Annotated in this window: 17 protein-coding genes and 3 pseudogenes; 17 read left to right on the top strand and 3 right to left on the bottom strand. The window is 56.0% G+C overall.

What is annotated here, in order from left to right; all coding sequences use genetic code 11:
* The first annotated feature begins 60 nt into the window (after positions 1-60).
* From NVV94_RS13140 to NVV94_RS13130, 3 genes are all read left to right on the top strand, one after another.
* Positions 61-999 carry a LysR substrate-binding domain-containing protein gene (locus tag NVV94_RS13140; RefSeq protein WP_258447534.1) on the top strand — a complete coding sequence of 313 codons (939 nt, stop codon included), beginning with the start codon at positions 61-63 and terminating at the stop codon, positions 997-999.
* A gap of 144 nt (positions 1,000-1,143) precedes the next feature.
* Positions 1,144-2,400, top strand: coding sequence for an aromatic ring-hydroxylating dioxygenase subunit alpha (locus NVV94_RS13135; RefSeq protein ID WP_258447694.1), 1,257 nt, complete (start codon positions 1,144-1,146; stop codon positions 2,398-2,400).
* Positions 2,401-2,409: 9 nt separating this feature from the next.
* On the top strand, positions 2,410-3,546 hold the full coding sequence (locus NVV94_RS13130; RefSeq protein ID WP_408733504.1) for an FAD-binding oxidoreductase: 1,137 nt from the start codon (positions 2,410-2,412) through the stop codon (positions 3,544-3,546).
* A 274-nt stretch (positions 3,547-3,820) separates the two neighbouring features.
* Here NVV94_RS13130 and NVV94_RS13125 read toward each other — a convergent pair whose 3' ends face one another.
* Positions 3,821-4,192: a hypothetical protein gene (locus tag NVV94_RS13125; RefSeq protein WP_258447532.1), complete on the bottom strand. Its 372-nt coding sequence runs from the start codon at positions 4,190-4,192 to the stop codon at positions 3,821-3,823.
* A 72-nt stretch (positions 4,193-4,264) separates the two neighbouring features.
* Here NVV94_RS13125 and NVV94_RS13120 point away from each other — a divergent pair, with 72 nt between their 5' ends.
* The 3 genes and pseudogenes from NVV94_RS13120 to NVV94_RS13115 form a co-directional block, all read left to right on the top strand.
* A complete protein-coding gene (locus NVV94_RS13120) occupies positions 4,265-4,447 on the top strand; it encodes a hypothetical protein (RefSeq protein WP_408733532.1) in 183 nt (60 codons plus the stop codon).
* Positions 4,444-4,509, top strand: coding sequence for a hypothetical protein (locus NVV94_RS26905; RefSeq protein ID WP_408733503.1), 66 nt, complete (start codon positions 4,444-4,446; stop codon positions 4,507-4,509). Before NVV94_RS13120 ends, NVV94_RS26905 begins: the two co-directional genes overlap by 4 nt.
* A 78-nt stretch (positions 4,510-4,587) precedes the next feature.
* Positions 4,588-4,854: pseudogene (locus NVV94_RS13115) on the top strand (helix-turn-helix domain-containing protein); the annotation flags it as partial.
* Between the two features lie 128 nt (positions 4,855-4,982).
* Here NVV94_RS13115 and lipA read toward each other — a convergent pair.
* Entirely contained in the window at positions 4,983-5,954 is a 972-nt protein-coding gene (lipA, locus tag NVV94_RS13110; RefSeq protein ID WP_258447531.1) for a lipoyl synthase, read from the bottom strand.
* Between the two features lie 462 nt (positions 5,955-6,416).
* Here lipA and NVV94_RS13105 point away from each other — a divergent pair, with 462 nt between their 5' ends.
* The 8 genes from NVV94_RS13105 to NVV94_RS13070 all read left to right on the top strand — a co-directional run bounded on the left by NVV94_RS13105 (position 6,417) and on the right by NVV94_RS13070 (position 13,503).
* A complete protein-coding gene (locus NVV94_RS13105) occupies positions 6,417-7,193 on the top strand; it encodes a biotin/lipoate A/B protein ligase family protein (RefSeq protein WP_408733472.1) in 777 nt (258 codons plus the stop codon).
* Between the two features lie 178 nt (positions 7,194-7,371).
* Positions 7,372-7,932: a VOC family protein gene (locus NVV94_RS13100; RefSeq protein ID WP_258447530.1), complete on the top strand. Its 561-nt coding sequence runs from the start codon at positions 7,372-7,374 to the stop codon at positions 7,930-7,932.
* A 241-nt stretch (positions 7,933-8,173) separates the two neighbouring features.
* On the top strand, positions 8,174-8,788 hold the full coding sequence (locus NVV94_RS13095; protein WP_258447529.1) for a gluconate 2-dehydrogenase subunit 3 family protein: 615 nt from the start codon (positions 8,174-8,176) through the stop codon (positions 8,786-8,788).
* A gap of 58 nt (positions 8,789-8,846) precedes the next feature.
* Complete coding sequence (locus NVV94_RS13090; protein ID WP_258447528.1) at positions 8,847-10,424, top strand: GMC family oxidoreductase; 1,578 nt, start codon at positions 8,847-8,849, stop codon at positions 10,422-10,424.
* Positions 10,425-10,456: 32 nt separating this feature from the next.
* The gene (locus NVV94_RS13085; RefSeq protein ID WP_258447527.1) at positions 10,457-11,446 is read left to right on the top strand and encodes a thiamine pyrophosphate-dependent dehydrogenase E1 component subunit alpha; all 990 of its coding nucleotides are present in this window, start codon (positions 10,457-10,459) and stop codon (positions 11,444-11,446) included.
* An 83-nt stretch (positions 11,447-11,529) separates the two neighbouring features.
* Complete coding sequence (locus NVV94_RS13080) at positions 11,530-12,552, top strand: alpha-ketoacid dehydrogenase subunit beta (protein WP_258447526.1); 1,023 nt, start codon at positions 11,530-11,532, stop codon at positions 12,550-12,552.
* A gap of 5 nt (positions 12,553-12,557) precedes the next feature.
* Positions 12,558-12,791, top strand: a complete 234-nt coding sequence (locus NVV94_RS13075) for a lipoyl domain-containing protein (RefSeq protein WP_258447525.1) — start codon at positions 12,558-12,560, stop codon at positions 12,789-12,791.
* 4 nt (positions 12,792-12,795) lie between these two features.
* Positions 12,796-13,503 carry a 2-oxo acid dehydrogenase subunit E2 gene (locus tag NVV94_RS13070; protein ID WP_258447524.1) on the top strand — a complete coding sequence of 236 codons (708 nt, stop codon included), beginning with the start codon at positions 12,796-12,798 and terminating at the stop codon, positions 13,501-13,503.
* A gap of 64 nt (positions 13,504-13,567) precedes the next feature.
* Here NVV94_RS13070 and NVV94_RS13065 read toward each other — a convergent pair whose 3' ends face one another.
* A complete protein-coding gene (locus NVV94_RS13065; protein WP_258447523.1) occupies positions 13,568-15,529 on the bottom strand; it encodes a sigma-54-dependent Fis family transcriptional regulator in 1,962 nt (653 codons plus the stop codon).
* Positions 15,530-16,012: 483 nt separating this feature from the next.
* Here NVV94_RS13065 and NVV94_RS13060 point away from each other — a divergent pair.
* From NVV94_RS13060 to NVV94_RS13050, 3 genes and pseudogenes are all read left to right on the top strand, one after another.
* A pseudogene (locus NVV94_RS13060) lies at positions 16,013-16,126 on the top strand (DUF2895 family protein); the annotation flags it as partial.
* 111 nt (positions 16,127-16,237) lie between these two features.
* A pseudogene (locus NVV94_RS13055) lies at positions 16,238-16,711 on the top strand (transposase); the annotation flags it as partial.
* A 682-nt stretch (positions 16,712-17,393) separates the two neighbouring features.
* Positions 17,394-17,912, top strand: coding sequence for a gluconate 2-dehydrogenase subunit 3 family protein (locus tag NVV94_RS13050; RefSeq protein WP_258447522.1), 519 nt, complete (start codon positions 17,394-17,396; stop codon positions 17,910-17,912).
* Positions 17,913-17,918 lie beyond the last annotated feature (6 nt).

Genomic DNA, 17,918 nt, shown 5'->3' with positions numbered 1-17,918 from the left:
GAGCGTCGCCGCGCAAAGCCGCAACCGCTATTAATTAGGTATTAGCCCTGGAGCGTGCACATGCAACCCAGCGAAATAGATAAAAAAGTCAAAGGCTATCGCCGGCTAATACCATCCATGACTGCTTTGCTGGAGTTCGAAGCAGTGGCACGACTCGGTAGCTTTACACTGGCAGCTCAAGAGCTAGGCGTGACTCAGGCGGCGGTTAGCAAACAAGTTAAGCTGCTGGAGGAAGCTTTAGAAACAAGGCTATTTCATCGACTTCATCGTGCTATTAAATTAACTGGCGAAGGCTACATACTTCATTCGGTCATTGCAGAATCCATTTATAGGATGGCAAGCGTATTCGACAAAATTTCTGAAGGAATCGGTGATCAGGAGATAGTTCTGGCATGCACCGGGGCCTTTTCTCATTTGAGAATACTCCCGAGATTAGTCACGCTCCGCATGACTCAACCGAAACTACAGTTACGATTGATTACACAGTTGTTGACCCCGGATGCATATCGTGATGACATCGACCTGGCAATCCGTTTCGGCAATGGGAAATGGGAGGATGGAAACTCTCTTTTTTTATTCGATGAAGAGGTGTTTCCAGTTTGCTCTCCGTCATGGCTGGCGGCACACTCGGCGCCGACATCAATAGATGATTTTTTTCACATGGAGCTCATTGATTCAGATGCGACCCTTGAAGGATGGATGACTTGGAATAGCTGGTGCCGGGAACTCGGCGACATGCGCCCTAAACTCAATTATTCACTTCGCTGTAGCTCTTACAACGACACGATTCAGGCTGCAATTCAAAGCCATGGTATTGCACTTGGCTGGAGCCGGCTAGTCGCGCACTTGCTCAACAATGGCGAATTAGTAAGAATAACGCCATACGTCGTTAAGCCCAAAGATGCTTACTACGTAGTAGTTCCAAACGGTCGAGAACTTGGCCCTACGGTGCATACGTTAGTCGATTGGCTACGGGACGATAGCCAGCTAAAGCATTGATAATTCTTATAAGCTTTGAATACCGCTTTTCGCATAACCCTGAGGCATGCGAATGTGAGAATAAAGCACGTTGACGGGGTAACCCTCTCTTTCGATATTGTATCTGCCGCCACTTATTGACTATTAGCTTGAGCGAGACCGATGATGACTATTACTACCGTGAAAACGCATCGCGAACTTCTAGCCGACCGCACGCCCGGACATGGTATGCCTGGCGACTTGTTTGGTCGCCAAGATATTTTTGAGACCGACGTAGACATTTTTTTCACCAAACATTGGATCTTGGTTGGAGTCACAGGCGACATTCCCGAACCCGGTGATGTTTCTACAATTGATATCGGAAAGTCATCCATCATACTGGTACGCGATGATGACGAGCATGTGCAGGCTTTTCGTAATGTATGTCGTCACCGCGGGGCTCGCTTGAAACAGGCAGGCAAATCGACGGTGGGCATGTTGGTTTGCCCCTATCATCAGTGGAGCTACGATTTAGATGGAAGCTTAAAACATGCGGCCCACATGGGTCAGAGCTTTGATCCTAAATGCAAAAGCCTGATCCCTGTCCATACCAAGGTTATCGGCACACATATCTTCGTCTGCTTGGGCGACGAGCCGCCAGAAGACATTCTGTACCTTGACCAAATGATGACGCCGCGCTTCGCTCAATATGACATCACCCGTTCAAAGATTGCTCACGAATCGGAAATCATCGAGAACGGCAATTGGAAGCTGGTAATGGAGAATAACCGCGAATGTTATCATTGTGCCGGCACCCATCCTGAACTGACAGCTTCTTTCTTGCCTGAAGATTTCGGATTTTGCACAGATGGGCTCGGTGAGGATTCACTTCAGGCATTGGAGGAATATCATCGCCGTAACGCTGAAACCAAGGAGAATTGGGAGAGCGAAGGCTATATCTGTGACGCCATCGAACACTTGGGTGAAGAAGCGGTGACTCAATTCCGCTCTCAGCGATTGGTGATTGCAGGCAACGGCGAATCCCAAACGCTTGATACCCGTGTGGCGTGCACCCGCCTGTTTGGTGAGCTCACCCGCCGTGGTTTGGGCGACATGCATCTCTGGACGCACAACTCGTGGACTCACATCATGAGTGACCATGCAGTAGTCTCCTACATTATTCCGCTGGCTCCTGACAAAACGTTGGTGCGGACTAAGTGGCTCGTGCATGCGGATGCCATCGAGGGCGTCGACTACCAAGTGGATAAATTGACCGAAGTATGGGCTGCAACAAATCTCCAAGATGCCAACCTCGTTGGAATTACCCATAGCGGCACTCAAGACCCTGCTTACACGCCTGGGCCGTTCTCGGCGTTCACCGAATCCTATGTCGACCAGTTCTCTCGCTGGTATGCCGCGCGCTTGACCGCGCATGGCGTGTGAGTCATGAACATGACTACTTATGAAAGATTAGTGCCCCCTGAAACCGCTAATGCAACTCAACGATTTACAGACCCAGAGACTTGGGGCGCGTTTGGCTCACAATGGAACAGCGGCGAACAGAAAACATTGCAGTGTTGCGCTGTGCGACAGGAAACGCATGATGTAAAGACGTTTATTTTTCGGTGTGCTGACTTCAGCGCGCTGAGTTTCGAACCGGGGCAATTCATCACCATTTCGCCAGTCATCGCGGGTCAGACTGTAGCTCGGTGTTATACCGTGTCGTCATCCCCTACTCGGCCCTTCGCATTCTCCATTACCGTCAAGCGCGTGCCTGGCGGAGCCGTGTCCAACTGGTTGCATGACAATCTAAACCCCGGAGATAACCTGCGGGCTTCGGGCCCTGCGGGGAGCTTTACACCTGTTGGCCATCCTGCGACTAAATTGTTGTACCTGTCCGCAGGTTCTGGCGTAACACCATTGATGTCAATGACCCGAGCTGTCTTCGATATGGCAGGAAACCTCGACATTGTCTTCGTCCATAGCGCTCGTACGCCCGTAGACATCATCTACTATGAGGAGTTGATGAGCATGCAAACCAGCATGCCTAGTTTACGAGTTATCAACATTTGCGAAGGACGCGGCGATAACGCGGGATGGCAGCAACCGATCGGCAGGCTGGATTTGTCTCTGTTACACCAACAGGTGCCCGACTTTAAGGAACGCGAGGTCTTTACGTGTGGGCCTCAGGGGTACATGGACGCGGTCAAATCGCTGCTCAGGGAGGCAGAATTCGATTTCGGCCATTATCACCAGGAAAGCTTCGACATTGCTGTATTGAATGAAGAACCGCTAATTGAGCGAGCTCCTTCGCTTAACCCGGAGGAGCTTTTCACCGTGACCCTGTCACGATCCGGCAAAACCTTCACTATGCCAAGTAATCAGACGGTCTTGTCGGCTGCAAAAAAAGCGGGCGCCATCGTTCCATCCTCCTGCAGCCAAGGAGTCTGTGGAACATGCAAAACCGCACTGTTGAAGGGCACGGTAGAAATGAACCACAACGGTGGTATCAGGCAACGTGAGATCGACAAAGGTCTGCGCTTGCTTTGTTGTAGCAAGCCCACGTCGGACTTAGTTATCGATCTATAAAACAGGCTAAAGGCGATCCACTAAAACTCCTGCCGTGTGATCCGCGCCAGAGTGCATAGCTGTTTGCACCGCTAGCGTCTCTAACCAGGCCGCCAATTGGCGGCCATGCAGTACGTCCAAAACCGCCAGTGACCGGCAGCTATCGCAAATGATTCCCTTAGGCGACGTCCATATTTTTTACCCGGCGACAACCAATGCGTATGCGAGCAAGTCGGGATCCATACTCATTGGATTCCTTGCGTTGGCTGGTAATCCTTCCCTGCACCAAGGTACATCAGCGTCGAGTTGCCCACCAGCAGCACAGCGAGCCGAATGTTACTAACGCAGCCCCTTGCCAAAAATATATCTGCAACCCTGTGCTCAGAATGATAATGCTCATCAATGACGAGAGAACGGGCGCCGAGTAGGAAACAGCTGCCAAAAAAAGCAAGTTGCCAGTCAGCAACCCTCTATTCCAACCGATGTACCCCAATGCCATTAGCGTAGCTGCTACCACCAATTCCAAAGCTGCTATGGGCTGCACGTTTGCAAGGCTATAGTCGCTAAGAAAATATTTTACCCAGAGGGCAACACTGGTCGCGACAAAGAATAAAACCGTGGCGTCCGTTCCTTTTGACAGCGGCTTTACCACACCGGCGTTTTTCAAGGTAGGGCCGGCTCAGCGGGATGCATCATTGCCTCGCGACTGAGCGAAAACCCGAAACTTAAGGTATTGCTGGTGGAAGCCGGCGGGCGTGACCGCTCGTTAATCATCGATATGCCTGCCGCCCTGCCCTTCGCCTACGGCAGCAAACGCTTGGGTTGGCAATGCGAGTCTGGCCCGGAACCGCACTTGAACAACCGGGTGATCGACGAAAACCTGGCAAAGTCCTTGGCGGCAGCTCATCGATTAACGCCATGATTTTTAATCGTGGCAACCCGCTGGATTTCGAGACTTGGGCCGCACAAGGGTGTTGCCGCTGACCGAAAACTGACCCAGGTGTTCAACTGCTCCTACTCAATTTTTGAGCAGGAGAGCACAGGGTGATTAGCATGGAAATGATGGGGAAAATTCGGCGGATGTATTTTCGCGACAAGCTGTCGCTGCATCAGATAGCCAAACGTACGGGGTTGTCGCGCAATACCATCCGAAAATGGGTCAGAGCCCCCGAAGCAATTCAGCCGGTCTACCAGCGGCGCGCGACCTTCAACAAGCTCAGTCCCTTTCACGAAATACTCGAGCAGGCACTCAAAGCCGATTCGTTTCGAGCAAAGCAGAGCCGTAGGAGCGCCAAGGCGCTCTTCGCATTGATCAAGGCCGAAGGTTACCGTCTGTGGCGATTCACAGCACTGCCCACATGGTTAAGGCTCCCGCCCATGCCCTTGTGAAAGGCATTACTATTGATCGCGATGTCGTTGAGAGCATCTGCCTGGGTGCTAGGTGCAGTGACTACAACTCAGCCCTCCGCGCTATGGGCCTGCTGGTCGGCGTGGTAAGACGAACGCACTAGCGGGCCGGAAGCGACGTTCTTGAAGCCCATCTTGTAGCCTTCTTCGGCGAACCAGGCAAAGGTGTCCGGGTGCACGAAGCGCTGCACTGGCAAGTGGCTGCGCGATGGCTGCAGGTACTGGCCCAGGGTCAGCATGTCAATGTTGTGCTCGCGCATGCGCTGCATCACTTCGATGACTTCTTCGTCGGTTTCACCCAGCCCCAGCATCAGCCCGGACTTAGTCGGCACGTGAGGCACCAGTTCCTTGAATTTCTGCAGCAGGGTCAGCGACCACTGGTAGTCCGAACCTGGACGCGCAGCCTTGTACAGGCGCGGCACGGTTTCCAGGTTGTGGTTGAAGACATCTGGCGGCTCTTGCGCAGTGATGGCCAACGCCACGTCCATGCGCCCACGATAGTCCGGGACCAGGGTCTCCAGCTGTACACCCGACGACAGCAAGCGAATTTCCCGCAAGCAATCGGCAAAGTGCTGGGCACCACCGTCGCGCAGGTCGTCACGGTCGACCGAGGTGATGACCACGTACTTCAGGCGCAGGTCGGCAATGGCCGCGGCGAGGTTTATCGGCTCATCGACATCCAGGGGTTTTGGCCGGCCATGGCCAACATCACAGAACGGGCAGCGACGGGTGCAGATGTCGCCCATGATCATGAAGGTCGCGGTGCCTCCGGAGAAACACTCGCCCAAGTTCGGGCAGGAGGCTTCTTCGCAGACGCTGTGCAACTTGTGTTTGCGCAGCAGTTGCTTGATGCGGTCGACCTCCGGGGAAACCGGGATGCGCACGCGAATCCAGTCCGGCTTCTTCGGCAGTTCTTCGGTCGGGATGATCTTGACCGGAATACGGGCGACCTTTTCGGCACCGCGCAGCTTTATGCCGGCTTCTACTTTTAGCGGTTTGTCGGTAGTTTGCTGAGTGTTCACGAGATGCTCCGTTACGATGAGCGCGAGCCAGCCAACGCCAGGATGAACCCATACTCGAGAACGAACTGGAGGTGACTTGCTGCAGGCGAGAGTGGTAGTCGTCACTCAGTAAGCAAGGCCCAGGCCAACACGCTGAACTTCCCACAGGAACACTACGCCAATGAATCCCTGGCCGCCCACCCTACTCATCGGTAGATCGACTGTGTAAAGAGCCGGCAGCGATGTTACACATTCAATACACAAACGCTTTACAGTGCTTTTCCAGGCAAATAATTTTTTCCTACAGCAGAATAAATAAACATATAAAAAACAATAACTTACAGATCCATCCTGCAATTGGCACGCATGCTGCCTATGACACTACCAGAGTCATATTTGATGAATAGAAAACCATAACAATAAGTGCTGGCCACGCCTGCCTGTAATCCTGCAGATGTGCCGGCCATAGCCTGGAGTTCATCCATGCATGATTATTTGCGCCCTAACGCAGGATGGCGTCACGAGCATTTCATGTCCCTGCCTGATCAATCCCCAATACAACGGCTGTCGGTTGAAGAGGGTTTGGATGCGGAACGTCTGTTGCTGGAGCGGGTTTCTGCCGGATCGCTCGAATGTGCATTGCTGCTCTGGCGCCCACTCGATTCAGCGCTGGTTATGCCGCGCCGCTTGAGCCGTCAGGCGGACTTCGATGCCGCTCGACACGAGTGTGCAGCACGAGGCTGGCCAGTCGCATTGCGTGATACCGGTGGTGAACCCGTGCCGCAGTCTGCCGCCGTTCTCAATATCGCATTGGCTTATGCCCTGCCTGTATGGGAGGACGAAGCGACTCGCATTGAGACCGCCTATTTGCGTCTGTGCAAGCCATTGCAGCACTGGTTGCATCGCCTTGACCTTTGCTCGAACCTCGGCGAAGTCGCAGGCGCGTTCTGCGACGGGCGTTACAACGTCAACCTTGAGCACCGCAAACTGGTGGGTACCGCCCAGCGTTGGCGTCGTCGCCAAAGCGACGGGCGCTGTGTGGTGTTGGCGCATGCGGCGGTGCTTATGGAGAATCAGCGGCAATCGATGGTGGAGGTGGTTAACACGTTCTACCTACAGTGCGGCATCCAGATCAGCTGTCGCCAGGATAGCCACGTGGCACTGGATGAGGTAGTTGCAGGTGCCTGGTCCATGGCAGGCAAGCTCTACGCTTGCTACCGGCAACATCTTTCTCGAACAGAACTCACTCTTGGCCCCTAGGCACGAAAATCAAAACACCTGTCGTCTTAACTCAGGCGATTAAAAGCGATGTTAATGATTTCCGAGCATAACGATGTCTGCGTCACAACAATCGGCCGCATTACAACTGTAACAAGGTTGGCAGTTGCCCTAGCACGCGCCATGCCAAATCAATTTCTATTCCTACCAGGAGTGATCCATGAGCCCAGTTAATACATCACCCGCGCAGCCCGGTACGCTACCAGGCATGAGAGGAATGCAGCATTTAGGCATAACCGTACCGAACCTGCGTGAAGCGACGGCTTTTTTTGTAGAGGTACTCGGCTGCGAAGCTTATTTCAACTTTGGCGCGTTCAAGTTCGAGGACGATTGGATGGAGCGGCATTTGAATGTGCACCCTCGCGCCACGATCAAAGACTTCCAAATGATACGCTGTGGCAACGGCACTAACCTGGAAGTATTTGAATATACAGCGCCGGAGCAAAACCACCGCCCGCCTAGAAATAGCGATATTGGTGGTCACCACTTGGCGTTTTATGTCGATGATATGGACATGGCAGTGTCCTACCTGAAGTCTAGAAATGTGAGCGTTCTCGGCACGCCGAGTACCTTTACTGAAGGTCCTGCGGCTGGCCTGACATGGGTATATTTCCTTGCCCCGTGGGGATTGCAGATGGAGCTGGTCAGTTTCCCTGCCGGCCTTAACTACGAAAAAAATCACAGCCGTCTACTGTGGGATCCTCGCACACCCAATAAGTGAACCAGGTACTGAGCACATCCCGGACGTGCTCAGTTCATTACGCTACCTGTTCTCTATCCCCCCCACGCTGAACCGACCGACGCTGTAAACCAGATTACAGTCGCTTTACAGCTGTAATGGGCATTGCTTTACAGCTGATCTATCACACGTGTTAATTGGATTCTATTTAAATAAAAAATCCATTTAAATCATTAGGTTAAAGAACATCCAAGATATTGGCATACAAACTGCAAATAGGCGTATGAGGGGCAAAAATAAACGCCTCGAAACCATAACAAAAAGTGCTGGTCACACCTGTTCCCACCCTGCAGATGTGCCGGCAAAAGCCTGGAGCTCTGCCATGCATGATTCTTTGCGCCCCAACACTGGATTCAGTCGCAGGCGTTTCATGTCTCTGTCCGGTCAATCACTGCTTGCATTGGGCGCAACCGCCGTGGTCGCACAACTGATCCCGGTAAAGCTTTTGGCCGATGAGACTGCACCTGAGCTACCCGCCGGCCTGCTGCGCATGGGACGAGACGTTTACCCCCATGATCGCATCACCGACGAGTACTACATTCGCCCGCTGGCGACGCTGATTAAAGAACAGCCCACGCTGATCGATCAGGGGCTCGGTGATTTACAAAAGCGCTCGATGAAAACCTATGACATGTCATTCGACCGCCTTGAAGAAGCCCAGCGTGTCGCATTGCTGGAAGCCATCGAAGAAACACCGTTCTTCAGCGCCGTGCGCACCGCGCTGATGTTCGGCCTTTATGACAACAAGACACTGTTTCCGCTGTTCGGCTACGAGGGCTCCTCTTGGGAAAAAGGTGGGTATCTCAATCGAGGTTACAACGATATCGACTGGCTCTGAATCGGCGCATCGCACACGCACGCTCGCAGTACAACAAGAACAATATGAGGTACAGACAATGACAACTTTTGCGCATGACGACGACAGCGTCGTGGTCATCGTCGGCTCGGGCGCCGGTGGCGGCACGCTGGCCAATGCCCTGGCCAAACAGGGCATCAATTTGGTGGTACTGGAAGCAGGCAAGCGCTACGGCATTGGCGATTTCGAGAACGACGAATGGGCGATGTTCAAGAAAATCTCCTGGCTGGACAAACGTGAAGCTGCAGGGCCCTGGCACCTGAGCAAAGACAACCCGCAATTGCCGGCCTGGATCGTCAAGGGCGTGGGTGGCAGTACCGTGCATTGGGCCGGCATTTCTCTGCGTTTTCGTGATTTCGAATTCAAGATGCGCAGTGTCAACGGCGAGTTGCAGGGAGCCAACTTGCTGGATTGGCCGCTCACTCTTGAGGAGCTGGAGCCCTGGTACGTCAAGGCCGAGCAGCATATGGGCGTCACCGGGCAGAGCACCGGAATGCCGTACCACCAATGGCACAACTCCTTCAAGGTGCTCGCCACCGGTGCCAAGCGCGTGGGTTACAAGGAAATCCTCGCCGGGCCCATGGCAATCAATACACAGCCCTATGACGACCGCGCGCCCTGCGTGCAGATCGGCTTCTGCATGCAAGGCTGCCGCATGGGGGCCAAGTGGTCGACGCTCTACACCGACATTCCCCGCGCTGAGGCCAGCGGCCATTGCGAAGTGCGCTCTGAAGCCATGGTGCTGAAGATCGAGCACGACGCCCAGGGCAAGGTGAATGCCGTTGTGTATGCAGACGCCAAGGGCAATATCCAGAGGCAGAAGGCGCGAGTGGTATGCGTGGCCGGTAATTCCATCGAATCGCCGCGCTTGCTGCTCAACTCCGCCTCATCGATGTTTCCCGATGGCCTGGCAAATTCCTCTGGCCAGGTCGGGCGCAACTACATGACCCATACCACTGCGGGCATCTTCGGCGTGATGCCCAAGAAGGTTCACATGTACCGCGGCACCACCTGCGCCGGGGTGGTTTCCGACGAGTCTTACAACAACCCCTCGCGCGGCTTCATCGGCGGCTATCGAATGGAGATTCTCTCCTTGGGCCTGCCGTTTCTTTCCGCGTTCCTCGACCCCACTAGCAAGGGTTGGGGACGTCGTTTCGCCGCCCAGATGGAGAAGTACGACTACATGTCCGGCGTCTGGCTGTGCGGCGAGGATATGCCGGTGGAGAGCAACCGCATCACCTTGCATCCCAGTGAAAAAGATCAATACGGGCTGCCGATCCCGCGTGTGTACAAGGGCGATCACGTCAACGACGCGGCGATGCGTGTGCATGGCGTGGCACAGACCGCCAAATGCTATGAAGCGGCCGGTGCGACCGAGGTAATCGAACTGCCTCCCTACCCAGCCAGCCACAACATGGGCACCAACCGCATGAGCGCCAAGGCGCGTGACGGCGTGGTGAACAAGTGGGGGCAGAGCCATGACATTCCCAACCTGTTCATTTCCGACGGCAGCCAATTCACGACCAGCGGCGGGCAGAACCCGACCCTGACCATTGTTGCCCTGGCCCTGCGCCAGGCCAACCACATCGGCACGCTGCTCAGTCAGCGCGCATTGTGATGCCTCCCAACCCCACTCATGGAGTCGACCTCATGACCGTACCGAGCAACGCGCAGCGCCTTTGGATGTTCGAGCAGATGCTCGTCAGCCGCCATATGGAGGAAGCCATCGAGCGCATTTACATGGAAGGCAAGACACCCGTCTTCAATATGGCCAAAGGCCCGATTCCCGGCGAGATGCATCTGTCCAACGGCCAGGAACCCTGTGCCGTCGGCGTTTGCGCACACCTTAACGCCGAGGACATCGTGACCGCCACTCACCGGCCGCATCACATCGCCGTGGCCAAGGGTGTGAATCTGAACGAGATGATGGCCGAGATCTTCGGCAAGAAAACTGGCCTTAGTGGCGGCCGCGGCGGCCATATGCATCTGTTCGATGGACGGGTGAACTTTTCCTGCTCCGGGATCATCGCCGAAGGCATGGGCCCGGCGGTTGGCGCAGCACTGTCGCGGCATATGCAAGGCAAACCCGGTGTCGCAGTCGCCTTCCTCGGCGACGGTGCTGCAAACCAGGGCGCCTTCCATGAAACCCTGAACCTAGCGGCACTGTGGAAGCTGCCGGTGGTATTTGTGATCGAGGACAACGCCTGGGGCATCTCGGTGGCCAAGTGCAGCGCCACCCCGATTAAACATCACTATGTGCGCGCTGCAGCCTATGGGATGCCCGGTGTGTACGTGGCCGACAATGATGTAGACGCCGTCTTCGCCGCTGCCGCCCAGGCCATCGTCCGCGCCCGCGCCGGTGAAGGGCCCACCTTGATCGAGATCGAGACCCATCGCCTGGCAGGCCATTTCATGGGCGACGGCGAGCAATACCGCCCCGAAGGCGAGAAAGCCGCGCTGCTCAAGAGAGACCCGATACCGCGCTACCGCCAGCAATTGCTCGACACGGGCGTGTTGACCGAGCTCCTTGCCGCTGAAATCGACGCGCGCGCCAAAGGATTGATCGAAGAGGCTGTGCAGTTCGCCCGCGACAGCGCCTACCCGGCGCCAGAAGAAGCCCTCGAATATGTATTCGTTTAATCGCCAGAAGCTTGCCGCCCGGCATTGCCAATGCAAGGCCGAGGCAATCTTCAGCTGAGCCCTAATTACGCAGGAGTGATTTCATGTCCACAGTAATCAAAGAAAGGAAACTGACCGTCGCCCGTGCAATGGCCGAAGCGATAGCTCAAGAAATGCGCCTGGACCCCCGAGTATTTGTGATGGGCGAGGATATCGGCCAGCTTGGTGGCGTATTCGGTAATACCCGCGGCCTGCACGAAGAATTCGGCGGTGAGCGGATCCGCGATACGCCGATCTCGGAAACCGCCTTTATCGGTGCCGCAGTGGGCGCCGCATCCGATGGCATGCGCCCCATCGTCGAACTGATGTTCGTCGACTTTTTCGGCGTGTGCATGGATGCCATCTACAACCTGATGGCGAAGAACACCTATTTTTCCGGCGGAAAAATTCCAGTACCAATGGTGCTGATGGCTTCCACAGGCGCCGGCTACTCGGACGCTGCCCAGCATTCGCAATGCCTGTACGGCACCTTCGCGCACTTGCCGGGCATGAAAGTGGTAGTGCCGAGCAACGCCTATGACGCAAAAGGCTTGATGACGGCCGCGATCCGCGACGACAACCCAGTGATCTTCCTGTTTCACAAATCCTTGCAGGGTATGGGCTGGTTGGGCACCGAGAAAGGCGCCACGGTAGCCGTACCGGAGGAGCCTTACACAGTCGAAATCGGCAAGGCCAACACTGTGCGTGAAGGCAGCGATGTGTCCATTGTCAGCCTTGGAGCGGGCGTCCACCACGCCCTGCGCGCAGCCCAGGAACTCGCCAAGGACGGTGTCAGCGCAGAAGTGATCGACCTGCGCAGCCTGGTGCCCCTGGACCGCGAACATGTGATCGCTTCAGTGCACAAGACCGGGCGCTTGATCGTGGTCGATGAGGACTACCACAGCTTCGGCGTCAGCGGCGAGATCATCGCCAGTGTGGTGGAACACGACATCGGCATGCTCAAGGCACGGCCGGCTCGCGTTGCATTTCCAGACATTCCGATTCCCTTTACCCCGGTCATGGAGCAATGGGCACTGCCCAATGCGCAAAAGATCGTTGCTGCCTACCAAAACATGAATAAGGAATAAACCTGATGACTACTCCAATCGTTATTGCAAACGACCTATGGGAAGGCGACGCCGAAGCCGTGATCACCTCGTGGTTGGTCAGCGATGGTGCCGAGGTTGCCCAAGGCGACCTGGTTGCCGAAATAATGTCCGAGAAAGCCCAGTTCGAGATCGAGGCACCGGCCAGCGGTGTACTGAAAATTCTTGAGGAGGAAGACGCGGTCATCACCAAGGGCGTGACGATCGGTCAAGTGGAGTAACCTGATGAGCCAACCACAGAACCTGCCCGATGCAGGCTGCAGCACCACGCTGCCGCTCAAGGGCATGCGCAAGATGATCGCCAGCAAGATGCACGAAAGTCTGCAAGGCACGGCACAGCTTACTCACCATGCCGAGTGCGAGCTGAGCGCACTGCAGGCACGGCGAACGCTGCTCAAGGCGGCGGGTAGCCCAGTGTCACTGCAAGACTTGCTGCTCTACGAGATCGTCCAGACCTTGCGCGAGCATCCAGCCCTCAATGCCACGCTGCAAGACCAGCAGATTACCCGACACAGTGCCATCCACCTGGGCCTGGCTATACCGTTGCCGGACGATTTACTGGTAGCGCCAGCACTATTCAACGCCGAACAACTGGATGCGCAGGGGCTGTATCAAGCCCGCAAGGCGCTGGTGGAAAAAGCCCTGGCGGGCAAGCTTTCGGTCAAGGAAATCACCGGTGCAACGATCACGGTCTCCAACCTGGGGCTGTCGAGGGTGCGATTCTTCACACCTATCCTCAACACGCCACAAGTGGCGATTCTGGGGGTGGGCGGCATTCAAACCCGTTTGCATCGCGATGCCCGGGGCGAGATCGTCGAACGCGATTATCTGGGCTTGTCGCTAACCTTCGACCACCGTGCGGTCAATGGTGCGCCAGCTGCGGATTTCCTCGATACGCTATGCCGAAAAATCGAGCGCACTGAGTCACTCTGACAACTGCTTGAGCCAGGCATTCAGTCCACGCCCTGAATGCCTGGCGCGAGTGGCGCGAATCGTTTCAACCCTGGGAGTTGGGTGGGACGATGTTATACAGCTGCATCCAGCGATAGATCGTCGGCCGTGAAAGCGACAGTTCTCGCGCGGCGGCGCTGATGTTCCAGCGATGCCTGCGCAGGGTTTCTTCCAGTTGTGCAGCAGGGTCGTCCGTGTCCGTCCTGAGCGCAGGCGTTGCTGCTGGCTGACGCCCACCGACACTGGGCAGGCACTCCTCGGGCAGATCATCGACGGTAATCTCATCCCCTTCACAGGTCGCCAGCGCGTACTGCAACGCATTGCGCAGCTCGCGAATATTGCCCGGCCAGGCATAGCCCAACAGCGCACTCATAGCATCGCCACGCAGTCGCGGCAATCGCTGGCGCTGCTGTCCCAGATCCTGGAATACCCTCTCGATCAAGTAGCCCTTGTCAGCTCGCTCGCGCAGTGCAGGTAATTTCAGGGTGGCGCCATTGAGGCGATAGTAGAGATCCTCGCGAAACTGTCCGGCTTCAATCATCTGGCGGATGTCGCGGTGACTGGCGGCGACAACCCGTATATCGACTTTGATCGGTTTCTCCGCCCCCAGCGGCATTACCTCCTGCTCCGCCAGCACGCGCAACAGCCGGGTCTGCAGGTGCAGCGGCATATCACCGATTTCGTCGAGGAAAAGGGTGCCGCCATCGGCTTGCTGTATCAGACCGCGCATACCTTTACTGCGGCCCCCGGTGAAGGCGCCCGGCTGATAACCGAACAATTCGCTCTCGATCAGCGACTCCGGCATCGCCGCGCAGTTGATCGCCACAAACGCCGCTTTACAACGCCTGCTGCTGTCGTGCAGGGCACGGGCCAGGCGCTCTTTGCCAGTGCCGGTCTCGCCAGTCAGCAGGACATTCAGCGGCTCGCTGCACAGACGCTTCGCACGGGCCAGCATCTTGCGCATCAGCGGGTCGTCGTCGGCCAGTTCATCGAGAGCACAACGCGGCAGCTCAGCCGAGTTGGCCATGGGCTGCGGTGGCGACCGGCGAGGCTCCATCAGGGCCGCAAAGTACAGCGCACTCTGCCGATGGGTACGGAACGCACGCACATGATCAGGGCAGGTATAAGGGATACTGAGGACATCCTCCAGCTCGCAATCGAACAACTGCTGCACATTGATCTTCGCCTTCGACGTGGGTCGCGTGGGCAGCTCCAACGCGTATTGAGCGAGCAGCTGCCTGCCTGCGGTATTGGCCGCCAGCAGGTTGCCATCCTCGGTCATCGCCAGCAGGTAATGGCGGTTTATCAGGACGAACTCTCGAGAGCTATCCAGGCAAAGGATGTGGTCGTCGCGGTAGCACCTGAGGAAGTAGGCATCTTCGATCATGCGTGCATATTGCTTGACCAATTGCAGAGCGAAGGTTTGAGAGTCTTTCGAGGGTGGCGAGCGTAACGCGGAAATGTCCAGCACAGCGAGCAACTGGCCCTGTGGATTGAAGATCGGCACAGCGGTGCAGGTCAGGCTGATGTGGTGCGCGCTGAAGTGGTCGTGATGATGGCAGGTAAGCGCCTGTTGCTCCTTGATGCAGGTGCCCACGGCACAGGTGCCTGCCTGATCCTCGCTCCAGTCTGCCCCCAGATAGAGACCGGTCTTGCGATGGGATGTCTTGTCATCCGGATCGCCGAGAAACTGCACGGTGATACCGCGGTTATCGGTGAGCAGTACGACGTAGCCCAACTCGGCAATATGCCGATAGAGCTGTTCAACGCCGGCTCGGGCGACATTGATCAGATCATCGGCCTGATCCTGATGATCGAGCAGTACCTGCCGCGGGACGAAACGCGGTAGCGCTGGCTTGGCCGGGTCCAGGCCATAGTCCCGAATACAACGCTTCCAGGAGCGGGAAATTAGCGGATCGAAATGCAGACCCGGCGGGCTCAGCACATTATCGGTGGCATGGGAAAGAACAGTATCGATATGCAAACTGCTGGGCGGGACAATGAGCATGCTGCCTCCTCGGACTAACGACGCGCTGCCAGCGCATGCAAACTGACGTCGGTATCCGCCGTTACGATCTTGTTTTTATTGGCAGCCCTCATCTATCAAAGGTGGGGCCGCAGGCATCTTTGATCTGAAGGCAGTTTACTCCCGTAGCGCCATCGCGGCGATGCTTGGATATCGATTCCGGTCCAGGAGCCCTGCACCTTCTCCGCAAGGATCATCTGGAGAACCGCAGTCTGAGTAACGCTGATTTTCCCCTGCGCGCACGAGCATGACGGTCGTCGTTGCACTGCCACAGCGCCATGTTTACCCCCCCAAAGGCCGTTTTCTATAAGCAGACACCGAACCAAAGCGCCGGTCAGCACTTTGAGGTCCGCTCTCGCAAGATGGGGAGTGAGGTAAGCCTAAGCCGAACGGCACCGCTCACCGTTCCGCTGAGTGATCTAAAGCATGAATGCGTTTTCTTGCTTGACACCGTTGTAATCAGGCCCCTTACGTATTGTGCGTTTTGATGTCGACCCGGAGCACAATAAATGGGGCTTGGCGCTGGACTGCTACGAGGGCACACCACAGAAGCTGTCTCTACCTGGAGGTGAGCCATGATCCGCGCCTTAATCGGACTAATCGCCGCATTGGTCTCAGCACTTTTTTCGTTCGCCCATGCGGTTGAGGTCAAGCATTGGGAGCGCCTACCACTGGTTGTGCCGTTGGTGGTATCCGCAGACGGCAGTGCTGCTCTGCATCGTGCATATGGTCCGGCACAGCCTGAACTATGCTCGTGGAAACGACGGCCCGAGGTGGCGGCTGACCTGAAGCGGATTTACCAGTCAGCGACCGCCGAGGAGGCTGAACTGATGCTCGGTGAGTTCGAGGACAAGTTGGATGCCGAGTATCTGCCCATCGGCCAGTCCTGACGGCGTACCTGGCTCCGGATTATCCCGTTCTTCGACTACCCGTCGGAGATCCGGAAAGTGATTTACACCACTCAATGCCATCGAGTAGGTGAACATGAGCCTGCGCAAAATCACCAAGAACCGGGGCTCGTTCCCAAGCGATGCTGCTTTGCTGAAACTGTTCTACTTGGCTTTACGCAACATCAGCTAGAAATGGGCGATGCCGATCCGCGACTGGAAGGCTGCCCTGAACCGCTTTACGATTGCGTTCGAGGACAGACTGCCTCAGCGGTAACCTAAAACCCCGGTTACACAAAATTCTGCACATCCTCCTACTATTCATTCCTCGGCCACTATGCGACTTCTGAGCCCATCGGTAGATGAGCCCAATGCCAAATTGCTCATGCGAATGTTTAGGGAAAGCGTGAGACGTTTCAGCTTCTACCGCCTCAACATCTGCTGCCTGATCTGTCCCGGGTTCAGTGGACACTGACTTAAAGTGAGGAATTTCCGCCTAGGAGTGTCCAAGATCCAGACTAGAGAACGTTTCCCTGAGACCGCCAAGCCTTTCTGAGGGCGACTGGGCTTCTTGATGCTAGATCAATCCGCCCAATGCCGAGTCTGCGGCCCGGATGGCGTATGAGTCCGCTTCTACTAAGCTTGTGTCTGAGACCAGCACCAGCCTTTATCCGAGCCAACCAGGCCTGTAATCGGCGATTGTAAATTAGGTGACAGTGGCTTTACATCTGTAATGAATACGACTTTGCAAATGCGCTATCCAGTCTGCCCGAAGAGGGCGTCAACCGGATAAAAAATCAATATAAAACAGTGATATAGGATATATCGTTGGGTTTGGCATGCAAGCTGCCTCATGGCTGTCCAGGAGTCGAAACGGACTCCTCGAAAGCATAACAATGAGCGCCGGCCACACCTGCCCCCACCATGCAGATGTGCCGGCATTAGCCTGGAGTACTGCCATGCATGACTCTCCTAGCCTTAACGCCGGATTAAGCCGTAGGCGTTTTATCTTCCTCTCCGGCCAGTCCCTGCTTTTGCTCGGGGCCAGTGCCGCCACCTCTCAACTGATCCCCGTCACCCTGCTCGCCGATGAGGCACTGCCGAGTCTGCCGCAGGGCCTGCTGCGCATGGGGCGGGATATCTACCCGCACGACCGCCTGAGCGACCTGTACTACGCCAAACCCCTGGCCGAACTGCTGGGCAAGCAACCCAAGCTGATCGACAGCGGCCTGAACGACTTGCAGGCCCGCGCGCAACAGCGCTATGGCAAGCCCTACGACGCCATCACGACAGAGGACGATCGAGTCGCGCTGCTACGCGAGATCGAAACCGGCCAGTTCTTCCATGATGTGCGCAGCGCCCTGATGTTCGGCATATACGACAACAAGGCGCTGTTTCAGCTGTTCGGCTACGAGGGCTCCTCGGTGGAGAAAGGCGGCTACCTGATGCGCGGCTACAACGACCTGGACTGGCTCTGACAAGGC

Source organism: Pseudomonas sp. LS1212, from assembly GCF_024741815.1.
In the GTDB taxonomy this organism is placed as follows: domain Bacteria; phylum Pseudomonadota; class Gammaproteobacteria; order Pseudomonadales; family Pseudomonadaceae; genus Aquipseudomonas.
Note: the sequence above shows the minus strand (reverse complement) of the source record. Positions and strands in the feature narration are given on the sequence as shown.

Bases quoted from the DNA above. Each gene is read 5' to 3' on its own strand.
- NVV94_RS13140 (WP_258447534.1), top strand. From the start codon at position 61: ATGCAACCCAGCGAAATAGATAAAAAAGTCAAAGGCTATCGCCGGCTA.
- NVV94_RS13135 (WP_258447694.1), top strand. From the start codon at position 1,144: ATGACTATTACTACCGTGAAAACGCATCGCGAACTTCTAGCCGACCGC.
- NVV94_RS13130 (WP_408733504.1), top strand. From the start codon at position 2,410: ATGACTACTTATGAAAGATTAGTGCCCCCTGAAACCGCTAATGCAACT.
- NVV94_RS13105 (WP_408733472.1), top strand. From the start codon at position 6,417: ATGCATGATTATTTGCGCCCTAACGCAGGATGGCGTCACGAGCATTTC.
- NVV94_RS13100 (WP_258447530.1), top strand. From the start codon at position 7,372: ATGAGCCCAGTTAATACATCACCCGCGCAGCCCGGTACGCTACCAGGC.
- NVV94_RS13095 (WP_258447529.1), top strand. From the start codon at position 8,174: ATGAGGGGCAAAAATAAACGCCTCGAAACCATAACAAAAAGTGCTGGT.
- NVV94_RS13090 (WP_258447528.1), top strand. From the start codon at position 8,847: ATGACAACTTTTGCGCATGACGACGACAGCGTCGTGGTCATCGTCGGC.
- NVV94_RS13085 (WP_258447527.1), top strand. From the start codon at position 10,457: ATGACCGTACCGAGCAACGCGCAGCGCCTTTGGATGTTCGAGCAGATG.
- NVV94_RS13080 (WP_258447526.1), top strand. From the start codon at position 11,530: ATGTCCACAGTAATCAAAGAAAGGAAACTGACCGTCGCCCGTGCAATG.
- NVV94_RS13075 (WP_258447525.1), top strand. From the start codon at position 12,558: ATGACTACTCCAATCGTTATTGCAAACGACCTATGGGAAGGCGACGCC.
- NVV94_RS13070 (WP_258447524.1), top strand. From the start codon at position 12,796: ATGAGCCAACCACAGAACCTGCCCGATGCAGGCTGCAGCACCACGCTG.
- NVV94_RS13065 (WP_258447523.1), bottom strand. From the start codon at position 15,529: ATGCTCATTGTCCCGCCCAGCAGTTTGCATATCGATACTGTTCTTTCC.
- NVV94_RS13050 (WP_258447522.1), top strand. From the start codon at position 17,394: ATGCATGACTCTCCTAGCCTTAACGCCGGATTAAGCCGTAGGCGTTTT.